This is a genomic window from Aquimarina intermedia (assembly GCF_008124785.1).
Classification (GTDB): Bacteria; Bacteroidota; Bacteroidia; order Flavobacteriales; family Flavobacteriaceae; genus Aquimarina; species Aquimarina intermedia.
This window is the reverse complement of sequence record NZ_VNHU01000002.1, coordinates 231,772-254,404: the sequence shown is the minus strand read 5'-3', so window position 1 is coordinate 254,404 and position 22,633 is coordinate 231,772. Positions and strand designations below refer to the sequence as shown.

At 36.4% G+C, this 22,633-nt stretch carries 24 protein-coding genes; 16 read left to right on the top strand and 8 right to left on the bottom strand.

Features of this window, described 5'->3' with window-relative positions:
* The first annotated feature begins 166 nt into the window (after nucleotides 1–166).
* From cyoE to tsaB, 15 genes are all read left to right on the top strand, one after another.
* A complete protein-coding gene (gene cyoE / locus BD809_RS03815) occupies nucleotides 167–1,069 on the top strand; it encodes a heme o synthase (protein ID WP_148781622.1) in 903 nt (300 codons plus the stop codon).
* On the top strand, nucleotides 1,060–1,641 hold the full coding sequence (locus tag BD809_RS03810) for a cytochrome c oxidase subunit 3 (protein ID WP_148781621.1): 582 nt from the start codon (nucleotides 1,060–1,062) through the stop codon (nucleotides 1,639–1,641). Before cyoE ends, BD809_RS03810 begins: the two co-directional genes overlap by 10 nt.
* 48 nt (nucleotides 1,642–1,689) lie before the next feature.
* A complete protein-coding gene (locus tag BD809_RS03805; protein WP_148781620.1) occupies nucleotides 1,690–2,670 on the top strand; it encodes a cytochrome c oxidase subunit 3 in 981 nt (326 codons plus the stop codon).
* Nucleotides 2,671–2,694: 24 nt separating this feature from the next.
* A complete protein-coding gene (locus BD809_RS03800) occupies nucleotides 2,695–3,054 on the top strand; it encodes a cytochrome C oxidase subunit IV family protein (RefSeq protein WP_148781619.1) in 360 nt (119 codons plus the stop codon).
* A gap of 97 nt (nucleotides 3,055–3,151) precedes the next feature.
* A complete protein-coding gene (locus BD809_RS03795; RefSeq protein WP_148781618.1) occupies nucleotides 3,152–3,799 on the top strand; it encodes a hypothetical protein in 648 nt (215 codons plus the stop codon).
* A gap of 77 nt (nucleotides 3,800–3,876) precedes the next feature.
* On the top strand, nucleotides 3,877–4,611 hold the full coding sequence (locus BD809_RS03790; RefSeq protein ID WP_148781617.1) for an SCO family protein: 735 nt from the start codon (nucleotides 3,877–3,879) through the stop codon (nucleotides 4,609–4,611).
* Nucleotides 4,604–5,152, top strand: a complete 549-nt coding sequence (locus BD809_RS03785) for a DUF420 domain-containing protein (protein ID WP_148781616.1) — start codon at nucleotides 4,604–4,606, stop codon at nucleotides 5,150–5,152. Before BD809_RS03790 ends, BD809_RS03785 begins: the two co-directional genes overlap by 8 nt.
* Nucleotides 5,152–5,388, top strand: coding sequence for a hypothetical protein (locus BD809_RS03780; RefSeq protein WP_148781929.1), 237 nt, complete (start codon nucleotides 5,152–5,154; stop codon nucleotides 5,386–5,388). Before BD809_RS03785 ends, BD809_RS03780 begins: the two co-directional genes overlap by 1 nt.
* A 146-nt stretch (nucleotides 5,389–5,534) precedes the next feature.
* A complete protein-coding gene (locus BD809_RS03775; RefSeq protein WP_148781615.1) occupies nucleotides 5,535–6,236 on the top strand; it encodes an ABC transporter ATP-binding protein in 702 nt (233 codons plus the stop codon).
* Entirely contained in the window at nucleotides 6,229–7,476 is a 1,248-nt protein-coding gene (locus BD809_RS03770) for an ABC transporter permease (protein WP_148781614.1), read from the top strand. Before BD809_RS03775 ends, BD809_RS03770 begins: the two co-directional genes overlap by 8 nt.
* 1 nt (nucleotide 7,477) lies before the next feature.
* A complete protein-coding gene (locus BD809_RS03765; protein ID WP_148781613.1) occupies nucleotides 7,478–8,743 on the top strand; it encodes an ABC transporter permease in 1,266 nt (421 codons plus the stop codon).
* A 40-nt stretch (nucleotides 8,744–8,783) separates the two neighbouring features.
* The gene (locus tag BD809_RS03760; RefSeq protein ID WP_148781612.1) at nucleotides 8,784–9,896 is read left to right on the top strand and encodes an efflux RND transporter periplasmic adaptor subunit; all 1,113 of its coding nucleotides are present in this window, start codon (nucleotides 8,784–8,786) and stop codon (nucleotides 9,894–9,896) included.
* A 50-nt stretch (nucleotides 9,897–9,946) separates the two neighbouring features.
* Entirely contained in the window at nucleotides 9,947–11,398 is a 1,452-nt protein-coding gene (locus BD809_RS03755; protein WP_148781611.1) for a TolC family protein, read from the top strand.
* Between the two features lie 19 nt (nucleotides 11,399–11,417).
* A complete protein-coding gene (locus BD809_RS03750; protein WP_148781610.1) occupies nucleotides 11,418–12,689 on the top strand; it encodes an efflux RND transporter periplasmic adaptor subunit in 1,272 nt (423 codons plus the stop codon).
* A gap of 43 nt (nucleotides 12,690–12,732) precedes the next feature.
* The gene (gene tsaB / locus BD809_RS03745) at nucleotides 12,733–13,398 is read left to right on the top strand and encodes a tRNA (adenosine(37)-N6)-threonylcarbamoyltransferase complex dimerization subunit type 1 TsaB (RefSeq protein ID WP_148781609.1); all 666 of its coding nucleotides are present in this window, start codon (nucleotides 12,733–12,735) and stop codon (nucleotides 13,396–13,398) included.
* On the opposite strand, the gene BD809_RS03740 is transcribed toward tsaB, so the two are convergent.
* The 3 genes from BD809_RS03740 to BD809_RS03730 form a co-directional block, all read right to left on the bottom strand.
* Complete coding sequence (locus tag BD809_RS03740; RefSeq protein ID WP_148781608.1) at nucleotides 13,352–14,053, bottom strand: hypothetical protein; 702 nt, start codon at nucleotides 14,051–14,053, stop codon at nucleotides 13,352–13,354. The two genes, tsaB and BD809_RS03740, sit on opposite strands and share 47 nt — an antisense overlap.
* 373 nt (nucleotides 14,054–14,426) lie before the next feature.
* Complete coding sequence (locus BD809_RS03735; protein ID WP_148781607.1) at nucleotides 14,427–14,627, bottom strand: dodecin family protein; 201 nt, start codon at nucleotides 14,625–14,627, stop codon at nucleotides 14,427–14,429.
* A gap of 111 nt (nucleotides 14,628–14,738) precedes the next feature.
* Nucleotides 14,739–15,650, bottom strand: coding sequence for a NifU family protein (locus BD809_RS03730; protein WP_148781606.1), 912 nt, complete (start codon nucleotides 15,648–15,650; stop codon nucleotides 14,739–14,741).
* Nucleotides 15,651–15,928: 278 nt separating this feature from the next.
* On the opposite strand from BD809_RS03730, the gene BD809_RS03725 reads away from it, so the two are divergent.
* The gene (locus tag BD809_RS03725) at nucleotides 15,929–16,951 is read left to right on the top strand and encodes a PorP/SprF family type IX secretion system membrane protein (RefSeq protein WP_148781605.1); all 1,023 of its coding nucleotides are present in this window, start codon (nucleotides 15,929–15,931) and stop codon (nucleotides 16,949–16,951) included.
* 30 nt (nucleotides 16,952–16,981) lie between these two features.
* Here BD809_RS03725 and murI read toward each other — a convergent pair whose 3' ends face one another.
* The 5 genes from murI to BD809_RS03700 form a co-directional block, all read right to left on the bottom strand.
* On the bottom strand, nucleotides 16,982–17,770 hold the full coding sequence (murI, locus tag BD809_RS03720; RefSeq protein ID WP_148781604.1) for a glutamate racemase: 789 nt from the start codon (nucleotides 17,768–17,770) through the stop codon (nucleotides 16,982–16,984).
* A gap of 84 nt (nucleotides 17,771–17,854) precedes the next feature.
* The gene (locus BD809_RS03715) at nucleotides 17,855–18,364 is read right to left on the bottom strand and encodes an OmpH family outer membrane protein (protein ID WP_148781603.1); all 510 of its coding nucleotides are present in this window, start codon (nucleotides 18,362–18,364) and stop codon (nucleotides 17,855–17,857) included.
* Between the two features lie 40 nt (nucleotides 18,365–18,404).
* The gene (locus BD809_RS03710) at nucleotides 18,405–19,214 is read right to left on the bottom strand and encodes an OmpH family outer membrane protein (protein WP_148781602.1); all 810 of its coding nucleotides are present in this window, start codon (nucleotides 19,212–19,214) and stop codon (nucleotides 18,405–18,407) included.
* 36 nt (nucleotides 19,215–19,250) lie between these two features.
* Nucleotides 19,251–21,962 carry a BamA/OMP85 family outer membrane protein gene (locus tag BD809_RS03705; RefSeq protein ID WP_148781601.1) on the bottom strand — a complete coding sequence of 904 codons (2,712 nt, stop codon included), beginning with the start codon at nucleotides 21,960–21,962 and terminating at the stop codon, nucleotides 19,251–19,253.
* A complete protein-coding gene (locus BD809_RS03700; RefSeq protein ID WP_211356690.1) occupies nucleotides 21,895–22,632 on the bottom strand; it encodes an isoprenyl transferase in 738 nt (245 codons plus the stop codon). Before BD809_RS03700 ends, BD809_RS03705 begins: the two co-directional genes overlap by 68 nt.
* Nucleotide 22,633 lies beyond the last annotated feature (1 nt).

Genomic DNA, 22,633 nt, shown 5'->3' with positions numbered 1-22,633 from the left:
TAAGGTGAGATTTTATAGGAAGTTGGGATATATGGTGCCACTTCAAGTACTAACTGAATTACAAGTTGTTAAAAGAAGAATATTGCCGAGGGATAAGTTGTCTAAAATGCTTTTAAGATATATCTTTGCACAACTTTAAGAAAAGCAGTAAGATAACGTGCAAAATTTGAGTATACCCCAGATCGACACAGCAAAAGTTTCTATAGTTCAGGATTTTAAGGAAATCACAAAAATGCGTTTGGCATTGAGTGTGGTATTTTCTTCGCTCGCAGGCTATCTGCTAGGTGTTCAGACAATATCATGGCAAACGTTATCACTCCTCGCTATCGGTGGCTATTTTATGGTAGGTGCATCAAATGCTTTCAATCAAATTATTGAACGGGATTTGGATGCATTAATGGATCGAACTAAGAACAGACCGATTCCATCTGGTAGGATGTCAGTAAGCACGGCTTTTATCATTGCTTCGATATTTACAATTTTGGGAATAACTGTTCTGTATGTTATCAATCCTAAAACAGCGATGTTTGGAGCGATTTCTATATTCTTTTACGTGAGTCTTTATACCCCTTTAAAGACCAAAACACCGCTATCTGTATTTGTCGGTGCGATCCCTGGAGCGATTCCTTTTATGTTAGGCTGGGTGGCAGCGACCAATGAATTTGGCATAGAGCCTGGGACACTTTTTATGATACAATTTTTTTGGCAGTTTCCTCATTTTTGGGCTATTGGTTGGTTTTTGTACGATGACTACAAAAAGGGTGGGTTTTTTATGCTTCCTACCGGAAAACGTGATAAAGGTACAGCGGTACAAGTCTTGGTGTATACCTTGTGGACTGTCGTAACCTCGTTGATTCCTGCATTTGGTGTTACAGGATCATTGTACATCACTCCGGTTTCAGCGCTCTTAATTTTACTTCTGGGAGTGTTTTTACTTAAATATGCCATTAAACTTTATAAGATTAGAGATGCAAAAACTGCTAAGCAATTGATGTTAGCAAGTGTGTCTTATATCACGTTGTTGCAGATTATATATGTTGCAGATAAATTTTTACGTACATGGATTTAACACAAGGAACCTTAAAAGAGAAAGTTAATCGTTCAAAAAAAACCATGATGTGGTTTGCGATGGTGAGCATGGGGATGGTATTCGCAGGTCTTACGAGTGCTTATGTTGTTAGTAAAAGCCGTAATGATTGGTTGTCGGACTTAGTGTTTCCGTCAGCATTTATTTATAGCACAATGGTTGTTGTGGTGTGTAGTTTGTTTTTACATATAGCGATCAGAGCAATTAAGAAATCGAACAGAGCATTAGCTACGGGACTTTTACTAGGAGCTTTGGTGTTGGCAGTTGTTTTTATTATTCTTCAATTTGAAGGATTTGAAGATATCATAGCGCAAGGATATTTTTTTACCGGTAGCGAGTCTACGGTGACTACCTCGTTTATTTATGCGATTGTAATAACACACCTTGCACACGTTGTTGGAGGTCTGTTGGTGCTTTTTACAGTTATTTATAATCATTTTAAACAAAAGTATCAGCCCGCTCAAACCCTTGGTTTAGAACTCGGTGCTATGTATTGGCATTTTGTTGACTTTTTATGGGTCTACCTCTTTTTCTTTTTATATTTCTTTAGATAATAAAATTGCTTACTTTTGTGGGAAATTTAACAATACCAAATTCTTTTTATGGAGACAACTGTTATTAAAACAGGTACAGATGATAAAACTTGGGGTGGTGGTAATGAGCCACTAAAGGTGAGTTACGGTAAAATGATGATGTGGTTCTTTATCCTGTCAGATGCACTCACGTTTTCTGGTTTTCTTGCTGCTTATGGTTTTTCAAGATTTAAGTTTATAAATTCTTGGCCTATCGCTGATGAGGTGTTTAATCACTTTCCGTTTTTACATGGTGTAGATGCGCCGATGTATTATGTTGCATTGATGACATTTATTTTGATATTTTCATCTGTTACTATGGTGCTTGCAGTTGATGCGGGTCATCATATGAAGAAAAACAAAGTTATCATCTATATGTTTCTTACGATTATCGGAGGAGCAATATTTGTGGGTTCTCAAGCATGGGAATGGAAAAATTTTATAAAAGGTGAATACGGTGCGGTAGAAACTAAAGGAGGTCAGATTTTACAATTTGTAGATAATGAGGGACATCGCGTAGCGCTCAAAGATATCGCAGTGACCTTGCCAAGTGTTCGAGTTGAACATGAGAACAAAAATGGGATCTGGTATAAATCCGGTGAGGGTCTGCCAAGTTATACGGTAGAAGAGATTCAGCAAGGGTTTATGCAACGCAAAGACTTGTTGATTCGTACTCAAATATTAACAGAATCTGGTGAAAAAACAATCTTATCTCGAGAAGCGTCTTTGGATAAATTGAATAAGGATGTAATAGGTATTGTTGAAGGTGCTAACTTGAGACACAATGAGTATGGATCACCCTTGTTTGCAAATTTTTTCTTTTTCATCACAGGATTTCACGGATTTCACGTTTTTTCCGGAGTAATTATCAATATCATTATCTTCTTTAATGTGATCTTAGGAACCTACGAGAGAAGAAAAAATTATGAAATGGTAGAAAAGGTTGGGTTATACTGGCACTTTGTAGATTTAGTGTGGGTATTTGTATTTACATTTTTCTACTTGGTATAATATATTTAAAAGCATTAGCGTCTTATGGCACACGATACAGCACATCACGAATCGAATACAAAAAGAATCTGGAACGTTTTTTGGTTACTGTCGGCAATTACAATTGTAGAGGTAATCTTAGGGATTATTAAACCTGCTTTTTTAGTTGAGACTACAGTAATTAGCATGAAGCTTCTTAACTGGATCTTTATCATACTTACAATATGGAAAGCCTACTATATTACATGGGCGTTTATGCATATGGAAGGTGAGACAGCTGGATTACGTAGATCCGTAGTTTGGACTGGGATCTTTCTTGTATGTTATTTAATTTTTATTTTGCTTACAGAAGGAGACTACATCTATGAAGTTTTTAAAAGCGGACATAAAAGTTGGGATTTTTAAATTCATAGACTAATTATAGTTCAAATATATAGCAAAAAGACGGTTCGTTTGAACCGTCTTTTTTATTTTTGTAGCACACGTGTTTAAGTAGATGGTAATGAAAAAATTCTTAGTTTTAGGTGTATTGTTTGTCCTTCCATTGGTAGCTTATCTTTTCTTTGCTTCTGGCGTTCATAATTTTGCTAAACTACCTGTTTTACATGATCAGGTCGGTAATTTGGATGGGTTTGAAAGTCTGGATGGAACTCTGATACAGTTAAAAGATAGAATCACAGTTTTAGGCTTTTTAGGTAGAAATATTGAAAACAAAGAAGGATATGCCTTTAACCTGAATCAAAAAATCTATAAAAAGAATCATGGTTTTAAAGACTTTCAATTTGTAATGATTTTACCTTTTGGAAGTGAGAAGGCGGCCAAAAATCTTATGCAAGAGTTAGGGGTTATTGCGGATATTGAAGGCTGGAAATTTCTGTTCGGGACACCAGAACAGATTCAGCGCTTCTACGCTACTTTACAGTCACCTTATGTACTCGACGATAACTTAGGATCTTCTTTTGTGTATATTATAGATAAAGACACTAATTTGAGGGGTCGTGACGGGTCAGATGATGAGCAGAAGGTATATGGTTATGATACCAGTTCGGTAGCAGATTTAGCAAACGTTATGAACGATGATGTCAAAGTTATCTTGGCAGAATACCGATTAGCTTTAAAGAAGTATAAAGCCGATCGTACATCTAATTAAAAACACAATTTGTAAGTTAAGTAAGAACGCTTGTAGTAGCAAACTATCTACTCAAGCTAAAATCAATAAAAGAACGGATGAAAAAATACTCGTATGTCGGAATATCCTTTATAATACTGCTCTTCGGAATTATATTTATTCCTAGGATTGTAAGTCGGGTGCAAAGCACTTCTATTGTAAAAAATGATAGAATGAGTGCAGATAACCCAACAGCAAACCAAAAATTGGCTTATCTTAAGATTAATGGAGAACCGAGAAGAGTTCCCGAGTTCGCGCTTTTAAACCAAGACAGTCTACTAATTACTAATCATGACTACAAGGGTAAGGTATATGTGGTGGATTTTTTCTTTACAAGTTGCCCTACTATTTGTCCTAAGATGAGTCGAAACCTCGTATTCTTACAAAACCAACTGAAGGAATATCCAGATTTTGGGGTTGCTTCCTTTTCCATAGATACAAAGCAGGATACACCTAGGAAATTAAAAGCATACGCCGAAAATTACGGTATTACTGATCCTGATTGGCACTTGCTAACAGGAAGTCGTGAGGAGATTTACGACCTTGCGAATGCAGGCTTTAATATCTATGCCGCAGAAAATCCCAATTTACCTGGAGGTTTTGAACATAATGGGTTCTTTGCATTGATTGATCAAGATGGATATATCCGATCTCGCTACGATGCTTCAGGGAATCCGTTGATTTATTATAGAGGGACTATCGGTATTGAGGTGAAGGAAGATGAAAATGGTGAAGAAGAACAAATTTCTATCTTGTTAGAGGATATTAAAAAATTACTAGAAAAAGATGAATAAGATAACAGAAGATGCAGGTAGTAAATATAAGGGGTGGATTATACTACTTTCCATTGCTATTCCTTTAGCCGTAGCACTACTATTTAGTGTTAACTTAAGAAAACTTGGTTTTGATGTAGCGCCTTTAACTTTTTTACCTCCAATTTATGCTACGATTAACGGTATTACAGCAATACTTCTAATTACAGCCCTGTGGGCCGTTAAAAATAAAAAGATCGTACTTCATGAGCGCTTGATGAAACTTGCGATTGGTTGTTCAGTACTGTTTTTAGTTATGTATGTCGCATATCACATGACTAGTGATTCCACCGTGTATGGAGGAATCGGAGCAATACGTTATGTATATTATTTTATATTGATTTCCCATATTTTATTGTCCATTGTAGTTATTCCTTTTGTTTTGGTAACGTATGTACGTGCTATAACCGGTAGGTTTCAGTTGCATCGTAAAATAGCAAAAATTACCTTCCCGATATGGTTATATGTGGCAATCACCGGGGTTGTAGTATATCTGATGATTTCTCCTTATTACGCACAATGATGATTTGTTTCAAAAAATATATCGTTTGGATCCTTGTGGTGTATGTCTCATTTACAGACGCCTATGCGCAATGCGCTATGTGTCGTGCGGTTTTAGAAAGTGAAGAAGGTCAAAAAGCTGCTGAAGGAATTAATAACGGTATCGTATACCTTATGATAATCCCTTATATTTTAATTGCGGGAGTAGGCTATTTTATATATCGAAGCAAAAAAAACAGTAAAAACACTACGGTTTAACATTTCTATAACATTTATGACTGTAACTTAATTTTAATAGATAGGTCTTATAGTAGGAAAACGAGTTGTGTTTGCATTTGGCAGTAAACTGAATATTAGGTTCTTTACTGTGTAAGTTGTTTATTATAGCTCAAAAACTACTAACCATGATTGAAATTACAGATCTTCATAAGTCTTACCAAATGGGGAGCAATTCGCTCCATGTGTTAAAAGGAATTAATTTTAAGGTGAGTCAAGGGGAACTGGTATCCATTATGGGTTCATCAGGTTCAGGTAAGTCAACCTTTCTTAATATCCTCGGAATGCTGGACGAGGCTGATCAGGGTTCCTATACCTTGGATGGCGTACAAATCAAGAATCTAAATGAAAAAATAGCAGCCCGCTACCGCAATAAATTTCTGGGTTTTATCTTTCAATCCTTTAATCTAATTACGTATAAGAATGCAATTGATAATGTAGGGTTACCATTATATTATCAGGGATTAAAGCGCAAAGAACGTAATGAGCGTGCTATGCACTACTTAGAGAAAGTTGGGCTGGCAGATTGGGCCACACACTTACCAAACGAATTATCAGGGGGTCAAAAACAGCGAGTAGCAATTGCGCGAGCTTTGGCATCTGACCCCAAAGTATTACTTGCCGATGAGCCAACGGGGGCCTTGGATACCAAAACATCTTATGAGGTTATGGAGTTAATACAAGGGATTAATGATGAAGGCAAAACTATTCTGATTGTTACTCATGAACCGGATATAGCACAAATGACCAAACGGATCGTGAATTTAAAGGATGGATTGATCATTGACGATAGACGAGTTGAACAAGTAAGAGCAAAGTCTTATGTTTAATATAGAGCGCTGGCAAGAGATTTTTGACACAATTCGCAAGAATAAACTACGTACTTTTTTGACGGGTCTGTCTGTGGCTTCCGGTATATTTATACTGGTAGTGCTTCTTGGAGTCGGGCAAGGGATGCAAAATGGTATTTCTAAAGAGTTCGAAGATGATGCCTCCAATAGTATTTGGGTTTGGACACGACCTACTTCAGTTGAGTACAAAGGGTTAAATCCCGGACGTATGTTTACGTTAACAAATGATGATTATGATTTTATTCAGCGTAAGCATAAAGATCAAATCGAGTTTCAATCCTCAAGAGTAAGGATATGGAGTGCTGTAGTCTCTCATAAAAAGGAATCAGGTAGTTATTCGATCGAAGGAATTTTCCCTGATTTTCAGCTAATTGAGAATGAGGATATGGTATCCGGTAGATATATAAATCAGAACGATATAGAGGAGCGAGGTAAAGTCGCTATTATTGGCTATAAAATTAAAAAGGACTTATTCAAAACGATTGAGGATCCCACGGGACTTTTTATTCAATTAAATAATATCCCTTTCAAAGTAGTAGGTGTGTATTCTGATAAAGGAGGAGAGCGTGAAGAAGATCGTGTGTTTATTCCATCTACCACTGCGCAACAAGTATTCAATCGGGGGCAAACGATAAGCAATCTATCCTATACACTTCAACCTGAAGACAATTTTGAAGCTACGGTTGCAAAATCCGAAGAGTTTGTAGCTTCGATGACTGCCTATCTTAAGTCAAAACATGTCATAGCACCCGAAGATGAGCGCGCTATAGGTGTTAATAATTCTTTAGAAAACGCTAAACGTTTTTATGCATTGATTTTTATGATCAAAGCCTTTTTCTGGTGGGTTGGTGTATGTACAATCATAGCCGGTGTAGTAGGGGTAAGCAATATTATGTTGATTATAGTAAAAGAAAGGACCAAAGAGATTGGCATTCGCAAGGCATTAGGAGCCTATCCGATTTCCATTATTGGAATGATTTTACACGAAGCTATTTTTGTAACAGCTATTGCCGGTTTCACAGGACTCATTGGAGGACTTTTACTCTTGGAACTTGTAGGACCCTTTGTAGAGACCGAATTTATAGCAAATCCTTCTGTGAATTTTAATGTAGCATTAACTACGGTTATCATTTTAATTTTGGCAGGAGCGATTGCCGGTTTCTTTCCGGCTTGGCGAGCAGCACGAATTAGACCCATTGTAGCACTTAGAGACGAATAAGATGATTAATAAAGATCAGTGGAACGAAATTATTGAAGCGCTAACTGCCAATTGGTTTAGAACTGTATTGACTGCGTTTGGAGTGTTTTGGGGAATTTTCATTTTGGTAATTCTTCTAGCGGCAGGTAAAGGTTTGGAAAATGGAGTTAAGAAAGGTTTTGGGGACATTGCAACCAATACCATGTTTATGTGGACACAAACAATCTCTAAGCCGTATAAGGGTTTACCAAAAGGGAGAAGGTACAACTTCAAGATTACCGATGTCCCTTCTATACGACAGCAAGTTCCGGGCTTACTTTATATCTCTCCGCGTAATCAACTAGGAGGTTTTGGAGGTGCTAATAATGTAGTACGAGGTTTGAATACCGGTGCATTCAACGTGTATGGAGATTTTCCAGAAATCATAAAACAGGATCCGATTACTATCACCTCGGGGAGATTTCTGAATTATGGTGATATCGATGAAAAGAGAAAAGTGGCCATCATTGGAGATGGTGTAAAAAAAGAACTATTTAAACCTGACGAGGATCCTATAGGAGATTATATCAAAATACAAGGAGTTAGTTTTATGGTTATAGGTACTTATACTAAGAAGTCTAACAACGGAGATAGAGAACAAGGACAAAAAGAAATTTTTGTACCCTTTACTTCTTTTTCTCAAGCCTTCAATTCAGGAGACCGTGTAGGTTGGATGGCTATAACCGCCGAAGATCATAACTCCATTACGAGCTTAAAAAAGGATGTGATCGAAGTTGTGAAGACAAATCATACAATAGACCCTGACGATGACCGCGCTGTGGGGAATTTTGATCTCTATGAAGAGTTTAATAAGGTAAATGGACTTTTTGTGGCATTGAAAGGAGTAGCATATTTTGTAGGTACGCTTGTGCTACTGTCGGGTATTATTGGAATTAGTAACATTATGCTTATTGTGGTAAAAGAGCGCACCAAAGAAATAGGTATTAGACGAGCATTGGGTGCGGCACCATGGGCTATACGGGGGCAAATATTATTAGAATCAATTTTTTTGACGATTGTATCGGGAATGGCAGGGATAGCGGCCTCGACAGGAGTTATTTATGTGGTCAATGCAATACTTGATGGCATGCCGGATACTAATGAAACAATGTTTGCCAATCCAAGTGTAGATCTTATGGTTGTATGTATTGCTTTGTTGATTTTGATCACAAGCGGACTATTGGCGGGACTCATACCGGCGCAGGTGGCAATTAGGACAAAACCAATAGATGCCTTGCGCACAGAGTAACCTAAATCATATTTAAAGAATAAATAAATAGTACATCATCATGAAGAAAACAATTACCATCTTAATATTGCTTTTTGTGGCCGCCGTTTTTATGGGCTCACTATATTGGTTGTATCAAAAAAACCAAGAAGATCCGGTGACTTATAAAACAGAAAAGCCTTCGACAGAAAGTATAGTTAAAAAGACAGTAGCGACCGGAAGTATAGTTCCTAAAGAAGAAGTACTTATTAAGCCTAATATCTCAGGAATTATCGATGAGATTTATATAGAAGCGGGAGAGATCATCAAATCAGGAGATCTTATTGCCAAAATTAGAGTAATTCCAAATGTTTCCTCCTTGCAAAGCGCAAAAAATGCTGTGCAATCGGCGTCAATTCTTCTGGAGAATCAGAAGAAAGTCTATGCAAGACAAAAAGAGCTTTTTGATAAAGGTGTCATTTCTGCTAACGAGTTTGATGCAGTGGATGTAAATTACAAACAAGCAGAGCAAGAGTATGAATCAGCAAAACAAAATTATCAAATTGTAAAAACCGGAACAGCGAGAGGTTTAGGCAGTGCTGCTAATACTATGATTCGTTCTACGGTCGCTGGAATGGTGCTAGAAGTTCCGGTAAAAGTAGGGAACCAAGTAATTGAATCTAATAACTTTAACGACGGAACAACTATAGCTGCTATTGCAGATGTAGGTCATATGATATTTGAAGGTAATGTAGATGAAAGTGAAGTTGGTAAAATTAAAGAAGGATTGCCGTTAGAAATTACTATAGGAGCTATAGAAAACAAAACATTTGATGCGACCTTAGACTATATTGCACCAAAAGGAAAAGAAGAGAACGGAGCCATTCAGTTTGAAATAAAAGGAACGTTAGATGACAGAGATACAACGTTTATACGCGCAGGACTTAGTGCAAATGCTTCAATTATTTTGGCTAAGGTAGACAGTGTAGTAGCACTCAAAGAAGCCTTGATACAGTATGATTCAAAAACGCAAAAACCATTTGTCGAAGTGGCAACGGGGGAACAAGAGTTTGAGAAAAAGGAGGTAGAGCTCGGTATTAGTGACGGGATAAATGTTGAGGTTAAAAGTGGAATAACCAAGGATGATGAAATAAAAGTGTGGAATCAAATTAAAAAACCAGAGTTTTCAAATTAATTTTTCAAATTCATGTAACAACAACATTAAATACGATACAAATAGATATTATGAAAATAAAGCTTTTAATTTTATGCTGTGGTGTTCTTGGGCTTTTTGCTTCTCAAGCACAAGAAAAACAATGGACACTGAGAGAATGTGTAGAATATGCATTAGAAAATAATATTACCATTAAACAGTCTGAGCTCAATGCAGCAGCTGCTGATATTGAAAAAAGCGATGCAATTGGTAATTTTCTTCCATCACTTAACGCTTCTGCCTCAAATACGTGGAGATCAGGTTTGGCAACCGACCCAATTACGAATGTAAACAGTACACAAACTTTTAGAACATCAAGTTACGGAGTGAACGTTGGCGTAACGTTGTTCGATGGATTACGAAATATTTATCAATTACAACGAGCAAAAATAAATAGTGTCTTAAGCCAATATAACCTCGGTAAATCCAAAGATGATATAGCACTGTTTGTGGCGAACAGTTATTTGCAGGTGTTACTGAATAAGGAGTCCCTTAAAGTCATAGAAAAGCAGCATGAAATTACGTTGGAACAGTTAAAACGAACCACAGATTTGGTAGATGCAGGAGTATTACCTCAGGGGGATCTTTTGGAGATTCAGGCAACTTCAGCTGATGAATTAACGCGAATTGTGCAGGCAGAAAATGCAGTTTTAATTGCAAGAGTAAGTCTTGCACAAACTTTGTTGATTAAGGATTATGAAAATTTTGATATAGCCGAACAGGAATATTTAGTGCCTTCCGCAGAAATTTTAAATAAATCCATCGAAGAGATTCGTTCCACAGCTAGAGAATCTAGATACGAAGTTCAAATAGCCGAACAAAATAAAATATTAGCCGAAAAGGATTTGCAAATTGCAAGAGGGGCGTATTATCCTACATTAAATGGATCTTTTAATTATGGAACCAGTGAAGTGGGTAATAACACCTTTTCAAGTGGTGGTATTGATCCGGATAATCCCGTAACTACAGAAGAGATCGGGTTTGTTGGGAGCACAGGAGAGTCAGTATTTTCAAGTAGACCAAATTTACTATTGGTTGAGTCTGGACCCACTCCTTTTATTGAACAATTGTATTTAAATGACGGAATATCCTATGGGTTTTCGTTGTCAGTACCTATCTTTAATGGTTTTGCTGCCAGAAATAATGTAAAACGTAGTAAGATAAATGTTGAACGTACTGCTTTTCAATTTGAGCAAGCTGCCTTAGATCTGGATAGTAATGTGTATCAGGCTTATTTGGATGCAAAGGGAGCTGCAGAAGCATTTGAAGCTTCTCAGGTGGCAGTGAATGCTCAAGAAAGAGCATACGAATATGCCAAGGATCGCTATGATGTAGGCTTAACAAATGCCTTTGATTTTAGTCAGTCAAAATTTAGGTTAGAAAACGCACAGAGTAATGCAGTACAAGCAAAGTTTGATTATATATTTAAGATTAAAGTACTTGAACTATATTTTGGAATCAAACTAGCCGATATAAAATTATAATTATCATAGCTACAGAATTATGAGTAAAAAGACCATCATTTTCATCGTTATTATTGTAATCCTACTTATTGGAGGGTTGATTTACGGAAAAAAAGCAGGTTGGTTCGGTAAAGGAGGCGATTATAAAACTGTAGAGGTTACAGAAATCAGCAGAATTGACATTACTGAAACTGTTGCCGCAACCGGTAAAATTCAGCCGGAAGTGGAAGTAAAACTGTCTTCTGAAGTATCTGGTGAAATCATTGATTTACCGGTCACTGAAGGGCAGCAGGTTAATAAGGGGGATTTATTAGTTCGAATAAACCCGGACATTATTCAATCAGGATTAAATCGTTCACAAGCTGCCTTACTCAATGTAAAAGCAGGGTTGCAACAAGCAGAAGCTAGTTTGAAGGAGGCGCAAGCAAATTATGAGAGAAACAAGGCATTGTTCGACAAAGGTGTAATATCAAAAGCAGAATGGGATCGTAGTATATCGGCTTATGAAGTGGCAGAAGCCGCAAAGCAATCTGCATTTTATAGTGTGCGTAGTGCACAAGCTACGGTTAATGAAGCTATGGATAACTTGGATCGTACAACGATCTACGCACCGATGAGTGGGACCATCTCTAAATTAGATGTCGAGCTAGGGGAGCGTGTGGTAGGAACACAGCAAATGGCCGGTACGGAAATTATGCGTGTGGCCAATTTGGACAATATGGAGGTTGAGGTAGATGTTAATGAAAATGACATTGTTAAGATAGAAGTTGGAGACTCAACCATCGTTGAAGTTGATGCGTATCTAAAGAAAGAATTTAAAGGCCTGGTAACTGAAATCGCTAACTCTGCTGAAAATACACTGAGTGCTGATCAGGTGACCAATTTTAAAGTAAAGGTGCGTGTTTTAAAATCATCTTATCAGGATTTAACGGAAGGAAAATCAGAATTCTATTCACCTTTTCGACCGGGAATGACCGCCACGGTTGATATAATAACAGATCAACGTGTTAAGAGTATTGGAGTTCCGATAAGCGCAATCGTTATAAAGAACGATACTACTTCAGGAAAACCTTCTAACGATAAAGCGCTCACTTCAGACAGTGATAAAAAATTCGAGTGTGTTTTTGTTAAAGAAGGAGAGGTGGCTAAGCTAAGAGTTGTGAAAACCGGTATTCAGGACGACTCAAATATCGAAATTACAAGTGGTTTAGGTGAAGGAGATGAAGTAATTACAGGGCCTTATACTTTAGTGACAAAATCTCTCAAAAATGGAGATAAAGTAAAGATTGAAAACAAAGAAAATACCAAGTAATACTTTCTCCTATTTCAATATCTTTGTAGTCTAAATTTGTGGAATGGGATACATACTTTGCTTAGAAACTGCAACTACTAATTGTTCTGTAGCGTTAACTAAAAATGGAAAAGTTATAGCTATACGCGAAGATATAGACGGTGGTTATTCGCATGCCGAACGTCTTCATGTTTTTATTGAGGAAGTATTAACGGAGACAGGGGTTAAAGCTTCAGAGTTGGATGCCGTTGCAGTGGGTAAAGGACCAGGTTCTTACACTGGATTACGCATAGGTGTGGCTGCAGCAAAAGGACTGTGTTTTGCACTTGACATTCCTCTTATAGCGATTCCCACCTTAGCATTATTAGCACTTCAGGTTGCCGATAAAAAAGAAGTATCCACAATCATTCCTATGATAGATGCAAGACGCATGGAGGTATATGCTTCGGTATATACGCATGATTATCATGAAATAAGAGAAACACGTGCAGAAATTTTAGATCCAACTTCTTATCTCGGGTATTTAAATGAAGGAATAGTATGCTTTATAGGCAGTGGAGTGGCAAAATTTGCTGAGATTTGCGATCATCCCAATGCTATTTTTATTAAAAATGCAATGCCGTCAACAAAGGAGATGGCATTACAAAGTTATAGCAAATTTAAACAACAAGATTTTGAGGATGTCACCTATTTCGATCCCTATTACTTAAAAGACTTCGTGACGGGCTAGTATCCATGTTTTTCAAGGCGTGATAGCGAGAAACCAAGCGTATAAGGTCTTCTTCTTTACGCAGCCGAATCTTTTCTTTTTTTATGTATGATTTTAGGCCGTCTTCTTTATCACTAAACACGGCTAGAAGTTCCTTTTTGTTTATTGGAATTTCCAAAATCATATTTTTCTCTTCAAGATAATACGTTAATTCAGGTGTAAGTTTGCCAGGCACAGTCGGTGCATAAGCTTTTGATTTTTGTGGTTCAGTAATGTTTAGACTATAGCGTTTATAAATTCTATAGGAATCGTTTAAATCTACTAAAATGTAATACCCTGAACGTTCTTGACCACGAGTGGTTTCAAAATTACAATAATAAAAATAATCGTCATCTATACGAACATTCATAGAAACCCGCTTATCGAGTTCAAAAAGATCTTGATTAACTTTATATTCTATGGCATCATTATATATATTATAACGGAGTTTGGCTTGAAAGGTGCCTGATTTTTCATCTATGACACTTGCATCTTTTAGTGAAGAATTAATGTAGAGCGATCCTTCATAATCATCAAAAATAAATACACGTTGAACTGGTTTTATCAAGGAGGTTGGCAATTGTGCTTGCAGTATGGAAGAACATAGTACAAAGCTGAGGAGTAGTAATTTCTTCATAATAAGTGATTTAGGAATAGAGTAAAACTAACTAAAATCAACTCAAACAAAAAACATCACTAAATTTTTGTTAAAAAAATAATTATTTGATAAAAAAACGTAGTTTATTTATCAAATAATTCAATTATAATACTTTTTGATGAGTATTTCGCATCGAATTTTTACGGCTAAACCACCTATACAATGTTTTTTTGCTTATTTACAGGAAATTACGAAGTAGGAATGTTTAAATTTTCATTCAAATTAAAAGGTCTATGGTAGTGAAGAGCTTCAATTGTTCCTAATGATAGAGACTGTTACGAGGCAACGTATAAGCTGAAATAAAAAAGCACCTCGAGAAGAGGTGCTAATGCATTTGTTGGATGCTTCCTGATTAACTAATCTCAAAAGAAATCTTGACATTCACCCTAAATTGTGTCACTTGACTATTATCAACCACAACACTTTGTTCTTTTACATAAGCCGAACGAATGTTTTTGACAGTTTTTGACGCTTGTGCGACTGCTTTCTTAGTCGCATCTTCCCAACTTTTTTCTGAGCTCGAAAGCACTTCGATTACTTTAACTATTGCCATTGTGTGAAAATTTAATTAATATTTATTGTTACCCTAAGATACAAGATCTTATTGGGTTAATAAAATAATTACACAATTATAGCAGCTAGTGGTTCATAGCTTTATGGTTGATTAACCGTTTATTGCTTCTACATATTCCACTTTACCGTTTAGCATTTCTTTCAGCATATTTTCGATACCGTTTTTGAGTGTAAAAGTAGATGAAGGACAACCACTACAAGCTCCCTGTAAAATAACTTTAACCACCTTGGTGTCTGGATTATAGGAATCGAACATAATATTTCCACCATCGCTTGCTACCGCCGGTTTTACATATTCCTCTATTATATTAACTACCTCTTTGGACACGTCGTCTAGCTGTTCAAAGGAACTGTCAGCCACTGCTTCTGATTCTTTCTTTGAAACTGTGGCATTAGCAGAAAGAACCTCTTTGCCGTCCTCTAAGTAGGTTTTAATAAACTCTCGTAACTCGAGGGTAATATCCTCCCATTGCGCCATGTCATATTTGCTAATGGAAATATAATTTTCATCAATAAAAATTTCTTTTACAAAGGGAAAATGAAAGAGTGCCTTAGCGAGCGGTGCATCGGTTGCCTCATCAATGTTTTTAAACTCGTGTACAGATCCAATCAGTTTTTTATTGGCTACAAATTTAAGAACAGCAGGATTCGGGGTGCTTTCTGCGTAGACAGTAATTGGAGACTTTTTAGTTGTCGTAGCAGCATCTTCAATGATCAACGGATCTCCACTGTTTAAATAATCTTCAATTTGGGCTGCTACTTCTTGTTGCACATCCTCCCAGGCTACGATGTCGTACTTATCTATAGCAATAAAATTTTGTGAGATATATACTTTTTTTACAAAGGGTAAATAAAATAATTGCTGCGCAAGCGGGGCATTTTTCGCTTGGTCTATATTGTCAAACTCGTAACTTGTATGTTGCGTCAAAAAATAGTTAGCTTCAAATTTTATGATACTTGGGTTTGAGGTACTTTCAATTTTTATCTCAAAATTTTTTTCCATGACTTTAATTTTTGCAAATTTACTAAATTAGATAAGGACTTAGCTAAATAATAGAGTGCTTGTTTAGTTGATGAACGTTAAGAAATCAAAGTTTAATACAGTAATGATCTGGTTATGTATTCTTTATTTCATACATATTAAGTATGTTCTGAGTTTTATAAAGCGAGTTGAAGTAAAAATTTATATATTTGATACGTAATGCGATTTCATCTTGAAACTATACGTATGTATAAGAATTTGTGATAGATTTTGTGTACGCCCCCAAATTTTATTATACAATGAACATAAGATCGCTTATCCTTTTTATAGGTATCATTTTTTGTCGTATACTTTGTGCGCAAGAGGGAATACCGGTATACACGGATTACTTATCTGATAACTTATATCTTGTGCATCCGGCAATGGCCGGAGCTTCTAATGCTAATAAAATTAGATTGACTGCGCGTAAACAATGGTTTGATGTAGACAACGCACCAAATTTGCAAACACTAAACGCAAATTTTAGATCAGGGGATAAGCTTGGCTTTGGTGCTTTAATCTATAAGGATGCCAATGGCAATTTTTCGCAAACAGGAATCTATACAACCATGGCCTATCACTTACTGTTCTCCAGGGATCGAACAGACCTCAATATGCTGTCTTTTGGATTGAGCACCGCTTTTATTCAATCTAATGTCGACTTAAGAGGTTTACAGGATCCATTAGGATCTGATCCTGATCCTGTTGTACTTGATCGCGAGCAAAAAGAGGGATATTTTAATATAGATCTTGGTTTCTCTTATCACTTTTTAGAATGGTATGCGCATTTTACCGTAAAGAATGTTTTGCCGAGTACTCGCAAAATTTTTGATAACCCTACTCCCATAAGAGAATCCAATAATCAAAGACGTTATGTTTTTTCTTTGGGATATGTTTTTGAACTTGGTTTTATGCCGGATTGGCAAATCGAACCTTCTATTTTATATCAGGCAACCGATGGCACTATGGAAAGCTCATTTGATACAAATTTGAAGCTGTATCATAGTTTTGAAACTTTTAAAGTATGGGGTGGTTTATCGTATCGAAGAAGTTTAGATGGTGCTCAATTTTCTTCAGATGGCAGTACCGTTCAAAATCAGAAATTGCAATATATTACTCCTTTTATAGGCGGAAATTATAAGAAATTTATGTTTGGGTACACCTATAGTTATCAATCTAATTCTGTCGTCTTATCAGATGGAGGGTTTCATCAATTGACCTTGGGCTATGATTTTGGTAAAAGAAAAGAACGATGGAACTGTAATTGTCCTGCGGTTAATTAAGACTTGCCTGTACATTAAAGACGCATTGTTTTAAAAATTCATGTATTCAATTGTTACTTTATTTGTGTACGCAGTAAGAACTTGTGTAAGCGGTTCAACTTTGCCATTCGTATAAAACTGATAGTTCCTTTCAAACGAGGCTGATTTTGATAGTAGTGTATGCTCGTTTAAGATAGTTTTAGTTTGTCTTGCTACGGCCTCTCCCGAATCAATGATATCTATATGGTCAGGAAGCAACTTCTTTAGCTGCGGTATCAAATAAGGGTAGTGGGTACATCCCAAAACGAGACAATCAATATTTTTTTCGATAAAAGAATCGGTATAGGAGTGAAGTAAGACTTCCATTTCGGGTGAATTGATAGATCCCTCTTCTATAAGCTCTACCAAGCCGGAGCCAGTAATTTCATGGATGTTAATCGTATCAGAGTATTTGTTTGAGGTTTTAGCAAACAGATCACTGGATAAAGTTCCCTTGGTAGCAAGGATACCTATATTTTTTGTTTTAGTGCGCAGCGCAGCCGGTTTGATGGCAGGTTCAATACCAATAAAAGGTACATCATACGAAGTACGTAGATATTCGATAGCATTTGTAGTGGCTGTATTACATGCTACAACTATCATTTTGGCACCCAAGGCAATCAGCTTTTCCGTGTTTTTTATGCTAAGCGCTACAATTTCATCTTTACTTCTTTTGCCATAGGGTGCGTAATAGCTATCGGCCAAATATATAGTATCCTCATTAGGAAGCAATGTGGTTATCGCTTTCCATATCGAGGTTCCACCGATTCCGGAATCAAAAATACCAATGGGATACTGCATAATAAAATAGGGTTTGTCCAAAAATAAAAAACAGTGAACGCAATGTCACTGTTTTTTCAAAATTTTATGGAGATATAAAAATGATTAAATACCTAAATCTTTTTTAACATCTGCCATTAAGTTTTTTCCGTCTGCCATGATAACACCGGTACCAGTAGTAGAATCTAACACATATTGAAAGCCTTGAGCTCTAGCAACCTTTTGAATAGAAGTACGCGCTTTTTCATAAATAGGCTTCATCAACTCAATCTCTTTCTTTTGAAGATCTTGTAAAGCGTTAGTTCTATAATCGTTGATGCTTTTCTCTGTAGTTTGAATTTCCTGTTGTCTCTTCATATTCTCTTCGTCAGTTTTGGTTTCTGCTTCTTGAGAATATTTTTTGATGGTATTTTGTAGTTCTAACACCATATTTCTAATTTCGGCATCATAGGTTTTATTCAATTTTTCTATTTCGCTTTTGGCAGCTTTAAAAGCAGGCATGGCTTCAACTAATTCTTGAGACGCTATATGTGCTACTTTAGACTGTGCATTCACAAAACTTGTTGCTCCAATAAACAATGCACAAGCTACTAATAAGGTTCTAAATTGTTTCATTTCTAGTAATATTAAGGGTGTTTAATTTAAAATTTATTTTCTAATCGTTATTATTATCTTTTTTTAGATTCCGTAAAGAATCTTTTTTGCGTTCTTGCATTTCAATTAATTTTGCACGTCTCGCTTCAAACTCTTTTTTCTTTATATTTCTCAATGAATCACGCAGTGCTCTGCGTTCTTCAATCAGTTTTTCTCGTTCTTCCTGCTTTTCCTGAATCGCTTTTTCACGGTCACTCACCTCGTTTTCCTGTTCGACACTTCGATCATCAGCTTGTTGTACGGCTTGTTTTTCCCTTTTACTTGTTAGTTGTTTCCTTTTAGCCGCTCTGTTGATCCTTAACAGTACTTGATCACTTACATCCCAACGATCAGCAGAGTACAACATTAATAAATCTGAAGATTTATCAAAAATAAAATCATACTTTTTATTTTCTGCAATTTCTTGAACAGCAACAAATACTTGATCCTGTACTGGCTGCACTAACCTTCTTTTTTGCAAGAATAAATCACCATTAGGTCCAAAACGTTTTTGTTGATATTCTAAAATTTCTTTTTCCTTAAACAGTATATCTTCTTCGCGTTCTTCAATCAACTCCTTAGTCAATAGCACGCGTTCATTATTTAAATCAACTCGCATTTGATCTACCACCTTAAGCTCAGCTTCGATCTCAACTTTCCATTTTTGCACTTTAGACTCAAGTTCTGCAGCCGCTTCATTATAATCAGGAACATTTTCTAAAATATAATTCATATCAATATAACCGATACGAACACCTTTTTGAGCTTGTACAGGTGTAGAAAAACATAACCAGATAATTACTGTCGCTAATCCGAGAACTTTAGTTTTCATAGTTTGGTTTGTGTTATTGAAATAATCATGCCAAATTTAAAATTGCTGTCCGATAATGAAATGTGTTTCCCATCCATTTGAGTCATTTGTTCCTGGAATTGGATCAAATCCATATCCAAAGTCAATACCTAAAAGTCCAAAGGCAGGCATAAAAATTCTTAGTCCTGCTCCGGCAGATCTATTAAGTTGAAAAGGGTTAAATCCTCTAAAGCTATCATAAGACGCACCACCTTCTAAGAAACCAAGCATATAAATTGAAGCCGAGGGCTTCAAGGTTATCGGATAACGTAGCTCTAACGAATATTTATTATAGATTGTTGCCCCATCATTTTCAAAATCAGTCGAATTAGCTCGACTCAATGGTATTAAAGATTGATTTGGATACCCTCTTAGGGCTACAACTTCTCTACCATCCAGGCTCGTAGCTCCAAGACCATCACCACCTAAATAGTAACGTTCAAAAGGAACGTTTCCTCTATTGTTATTATAAGCTCCTAGGAAACCGTATTCGGCACTTGTTTTAAGTACTAAAGGTTGATTTCCGATTCTAAACAAGGCCGTGTACCAGGAAGCATCGAATTTAATTTTATAATATTCTAACCATTTAAAACGCTCCTGATCGATTTCTCCGATTCTATCTTGCAACAGGGAAATACCAATATTAGCTTGCTCAGTGTTTCCTTGGTCTCTTAGAGCGTCCTGTTCACTTTCAATTGTATTTCTTTCTTCAGCCAATTCACTGTAATCTACTCCATCAAAAAGTGAGTAGGGCAGTGTTAGTTTAGCGACCAGATTAAACTCAGATCCACCAGTTGGGAAAATTGGGTTTACCGAGGTGTTATTTCGATTAATACCGATAGTATACGCTAAGTTATTCGCTGATCCATTACCAAAGGTAAATAAGCCTGTATTGTAATTTTGTAAATTGTAGTGCTGTATGCTTACTGCCTGTGACAAGGTAAAGTAGTTGTCCGGCCAATTTAAACGTTTTGCAATACCAATTGATCCACCTGTAATAAAGAATTTTTGATCTTTACTTACGTCTCGTGTTCTTTGATCAAATAAAAACTGGATCGTATGAGAAAACGAAGTAGAAAACTGATATGGTTTTTTGCCCCCGAGCCAAGGCTCTATAAAAGATAAACTATAGGTTTGGTAAAATCTACTGGCCTGTGCTCGCAAACGCAGCGTTTGTCCATCTCCCATCGGTAATGGGCTATAAGCTTCTTTATTGAAAATATTTTTAATGGAGAAGTTATTAAAAGCTAATCCGAGCGTTCCAACAAATCCACCACCACCAAAACCACCTTGTAATTCTATTTGGCTGGCTCCTTTTTCTACTACTGGATAATTAATGTCAATAGTTCCTGCATTAGGATCCGGATTTTGAAATTGTGGCTCCAATTGCTCCGGATCAAAGAATCCCAGTTGACCAATTTCTCGAACAGTACGCACTACCAATTCCTTGCTATATCGTTCTCCCGGTTTAGTTCGCAAAATACGATATACTACATGATCATTGGTTTTATCGTTTCCGGTAACGGTAATTTTGTCAAAGTGTACTAGTTTACCTTCTCTGATACGGATCTCAAAATCAATAGTGTCATTTTGAATTTTGGTTTCTACCGCATCTATACTTGAGAAAAGATATCCGTTATTCTGATATAAATTCGTGAGATCATTTGCATCGGGTTTTGTATTGTCCGCAATTTGTTTTTCAAGCAATACGCCGTTGTACACGTCGCCTTTTTGTATAACTAGCTGTCTCGCCAGTTGAGCATCTGTGTAAACACTATTACCTAAAAATCTAATATCTCCAAAGTAATGCTTGTTTCCCTCTTCTACGGTAAGATTAAGGGTGATGTCATCATCATCTTCAACAATTAGTGTATCAGAAATGATTCGGGCATCCCTGTAGCCTTTCTCCTTATATTTTAAAACTAAAGCATCCTTATCGTCTTGATAATCGGACTGAATGAATTTTGAACGCTTCCATAACCTCCAAAACTTTTTCTCTTTCGTATTTTTCATTGCACGCTTTAACTTAGCGTCACTTAGCTGCTCATTACCAACAATATTGATGTTATCGACCTTAACTTTGTCGCCCTTATCAATTCTTACAAGCATATTCACTTTGTTAGTTGGCACTGTGTCCTCAACGGGGGTGGTGTTAACAACTACCTTAGTGTTGAGAAAACCATCTTTCTTGTATTTGTTAATGATAAAATTACGCGTAGTGGTAATAAGGTTTTCGGTAACCTTTATACCTTTATTTAGGCCATTGTCCTTTTTAAGATCCTCAGCTTTACGTTTTTTGACACCTTCAAGACGTACATTGTTGAGTTCCGGCACTTCCTGAATATTTAATTCAAGATACGCCACATCACCTTCTATTTTAGTGATAAACAAATTAATATCACTAAAAAGTTCTAAATCCCATAATTTTTTAATGACTTTACTAATGCGGTCACCGGGCAAGAATATACGTTCTCCATTTTTTAAACCGGTAAAGGTAATTACCGTATTTTCATTATAGGTAGTAGTTCCTGTGACTGTGATGTCTCCAATGGTGTATTCTTTCCCGTTAATTCCGGGTAAGCTTTGTGCTGACAATGATAATGTACTTAATAAAAAGGTAAGTAATACAAAATACGTAACCGGTAATTTTTTTGTCTTCTTGTTAACTAAGCTGATCACTAGTTTTTCCAAATCTTCTTTCTCTTTGTTGATAATTGTAAATAGCTTCAAATAAATGTGGCTTTTTGAAATCCGGCCAAAGTATTTCTGTGAAATACAGTTCTGCATAAGCAATCTGCCAAAGTAAAAAATTACTGATGCGTTGTTCTCCGCTGGTGCGAATTAACAGATCAACATCTGGTAAGTTTTTAGTATACAAATGCTCATTAATGACGGCTTCATTTATGAGATGTGGCGAAATTACATTATTTTTAACTTTAATGCTTATTTCTTGGATAGTTTTTATAAGCTCTTCTCGGCTTCCATAACTGAGTGCTAAGGTGAGCTTCATGTGGTTGTTATCCTTAGTCTTTTCAATAACTTCGAGCAATTCGTGTCTCGCTTTATCGGGTAAGGATTCTAAGTTCCCGATAGCGCATAAACTAATATTATTTTTTTGAAGCGTTTTTATTTCTTTCTTCAATGCGCTCACCAACAACTTCATTAAGGTGTCTACTTCAAGTTTAGGTCGGTTCCAGTTTTCTGTAGAAAAGGCGTATAGTGTAAGATTTTCTACTCCAATTTCTGCAGCGCCTTCTACCGCTTCTCGTACCGCTTTCGTGCCATTTTCATGACCTATTGCTCTAAAAAGCCCCTTCTTTTTGGCCCAACGTCCATTGCCATCCATGATGATGGCGACGTGTTTAGGGATGTTAGAGGATAGTTGTTCTTTTGTAATCATT

Excerpts from the sequence above, each read along its gene's own strand:
- BD809_RS03810 (WP_148781621.1), top strand. The coding sequence starts at position 1,060 with ATGGATTTAACACAAGGAACCTTAAAAGAGAAAGTTAATCGTTCAAAA.
- BD809_RS03805 (WP_148781620.1), top strand. The coding sequence starts at position 1,690 with ATGGAGACAACTGTTATTAAAACAGGTACAGATGATAAAACTTGGGGT.
- BD809_RS03800 (WP_148781619.1), top strand. The coding sequence starts at position 2,695 with ATGGCACACGATACAGCACATCACGAATCGAATACAAAAAGAATCTGG.
- BD809_RS03795 (WP_148781618.1), top strand. The coding sequence starts at position 3,152 with ATGAAAAAATTCTTAGTTTTAGGTGTATTGTTTGTCCTTCCATTGGTA.
- BD809_RS03790 (WP_148781617.1), top strand. The coding sequence starts at position 3,877 with ATGAAAAAATACTCGTATGTCGGAATATCCTTTATAATACTGCTCTTC.
- BD809_RS03785 (WP_148781616.1), top strand. The coding sequence starts at position 4,604 with ATGAATAAGATAACAGAAGATGCAGGTAGTAAATATAAGGGGTGGATT.
- BD809_RS03780 (WP_148781929.1), top strand. The coding sequence starts at position 5,152 with ATGATTTGTTTCAAAAAATATATCGTTTGGATCCTTGTGGTGTATGTC.
- BD809_RS03775 (WP_148781615.1), top strand. The coding sequence starts at position 5,535 with ATGATTGAAATTACAGATCTTCATAAGTCTTACCAAATGGGGAGCAAT.
- BD809_RS03770 (WP_148781614.1), top strand. The coding sequence starts at position 6,229 with ATGTTTAATATAGAGCGCTGGCAAGAGATTTTTGACACAATTCGCAAG.
- BD809_RS03765 (WP_148781613.1), top strand. The coding sequence starts at position 7,478 with ATGATTAATAAAGATCAGTGGAACGAAATTATTGAAGCGCTAACTGCC.
- BD809_RS03760 (WP_148781612.1), top strand. The coding sequence starts at position 8,784 with ATGAAGAAAACAATTACCATCTTAATATTGCTTTTTGTGGCCGCCGTT.
- BD809_RS03755 (WP_148781611.1), top strand. The coding sequence starts at position 9,947 with ATGAAAATAAAGCTTTTAATTTTATGCTGTGGTGTTCTTGGGCTTTTT.
- BD809_RS03750 (WP_148781610.1), top strand. The coding sequence starts at position 11,418 with ATGAGTAAAAAGACCATCATTTTCATCGTTATTATTGTAATCCTACTT.
- tsaB (WP_148781609.1), top strand. The coding sequence starts at position 12,733 with ATGGGATACATACTTTGCTTAGAAACTGCAACTACTAATTGTTCTGTA.
- BD809_RS03740 (WP_148781608.1), bottom strand. The coding sequence starts at position 14,053 with ATGAAGAAATTACTACTCCTCAGCTTTGTACTATGTTCTTCCATACTG.
- BD809_RS03735 (WP_148781607.1), bottom strand. The coding sequence starts at position 14,627 with ATGGCAATAGTTAAAGTAATCGAAGTGCTTTCGAGCTCAGAAAAAAGT.
- BD809_RS03730 (WP_148781606.1), bottom strand. The coding sequence starts at position 15,650 with ATGGAAAAAAATTTTGAGATAAAAATTGAAAGTACCTCAAACCCAAGT.
- BD809_RS03725 (WP_148781605.1), top strand. The coding sequence starts at position 15,929 with ATGAACATAAGATCGCTTATCCTTTTTATAGGTATCATTTTTTGTCGT.
- murI (WP_148781604.1), bottom strand. The coding sequence starts at position 17,770 with ATGCAGTATCCCATTGGTATTTTTGATTCCGGAATCGGTGGAACCTCG.
- BD809_RS03715 (WP_148781603.1), bottom strand. The coding sequence starts at position 18,364 with ATGAAACAATTTAGAACCTTATTAGTAGCTTGTGCATTGTTTATTGGA.
- BD809_RS03710 (WP_148781602.1), bottom strand. The coding sequence starts at position 19,214 with ATGAAAACTAAAGTTCTCGGATTAGCGACAGTAATTATCTGGTTATGT.
- BD809_RS03700 (WP_211356690.1), bottom strand. The coding sequence starts at position 22,632 with ATGATTACAAAAGAACAACTATCCTCTAACATCCCTAAACACGTCGCC.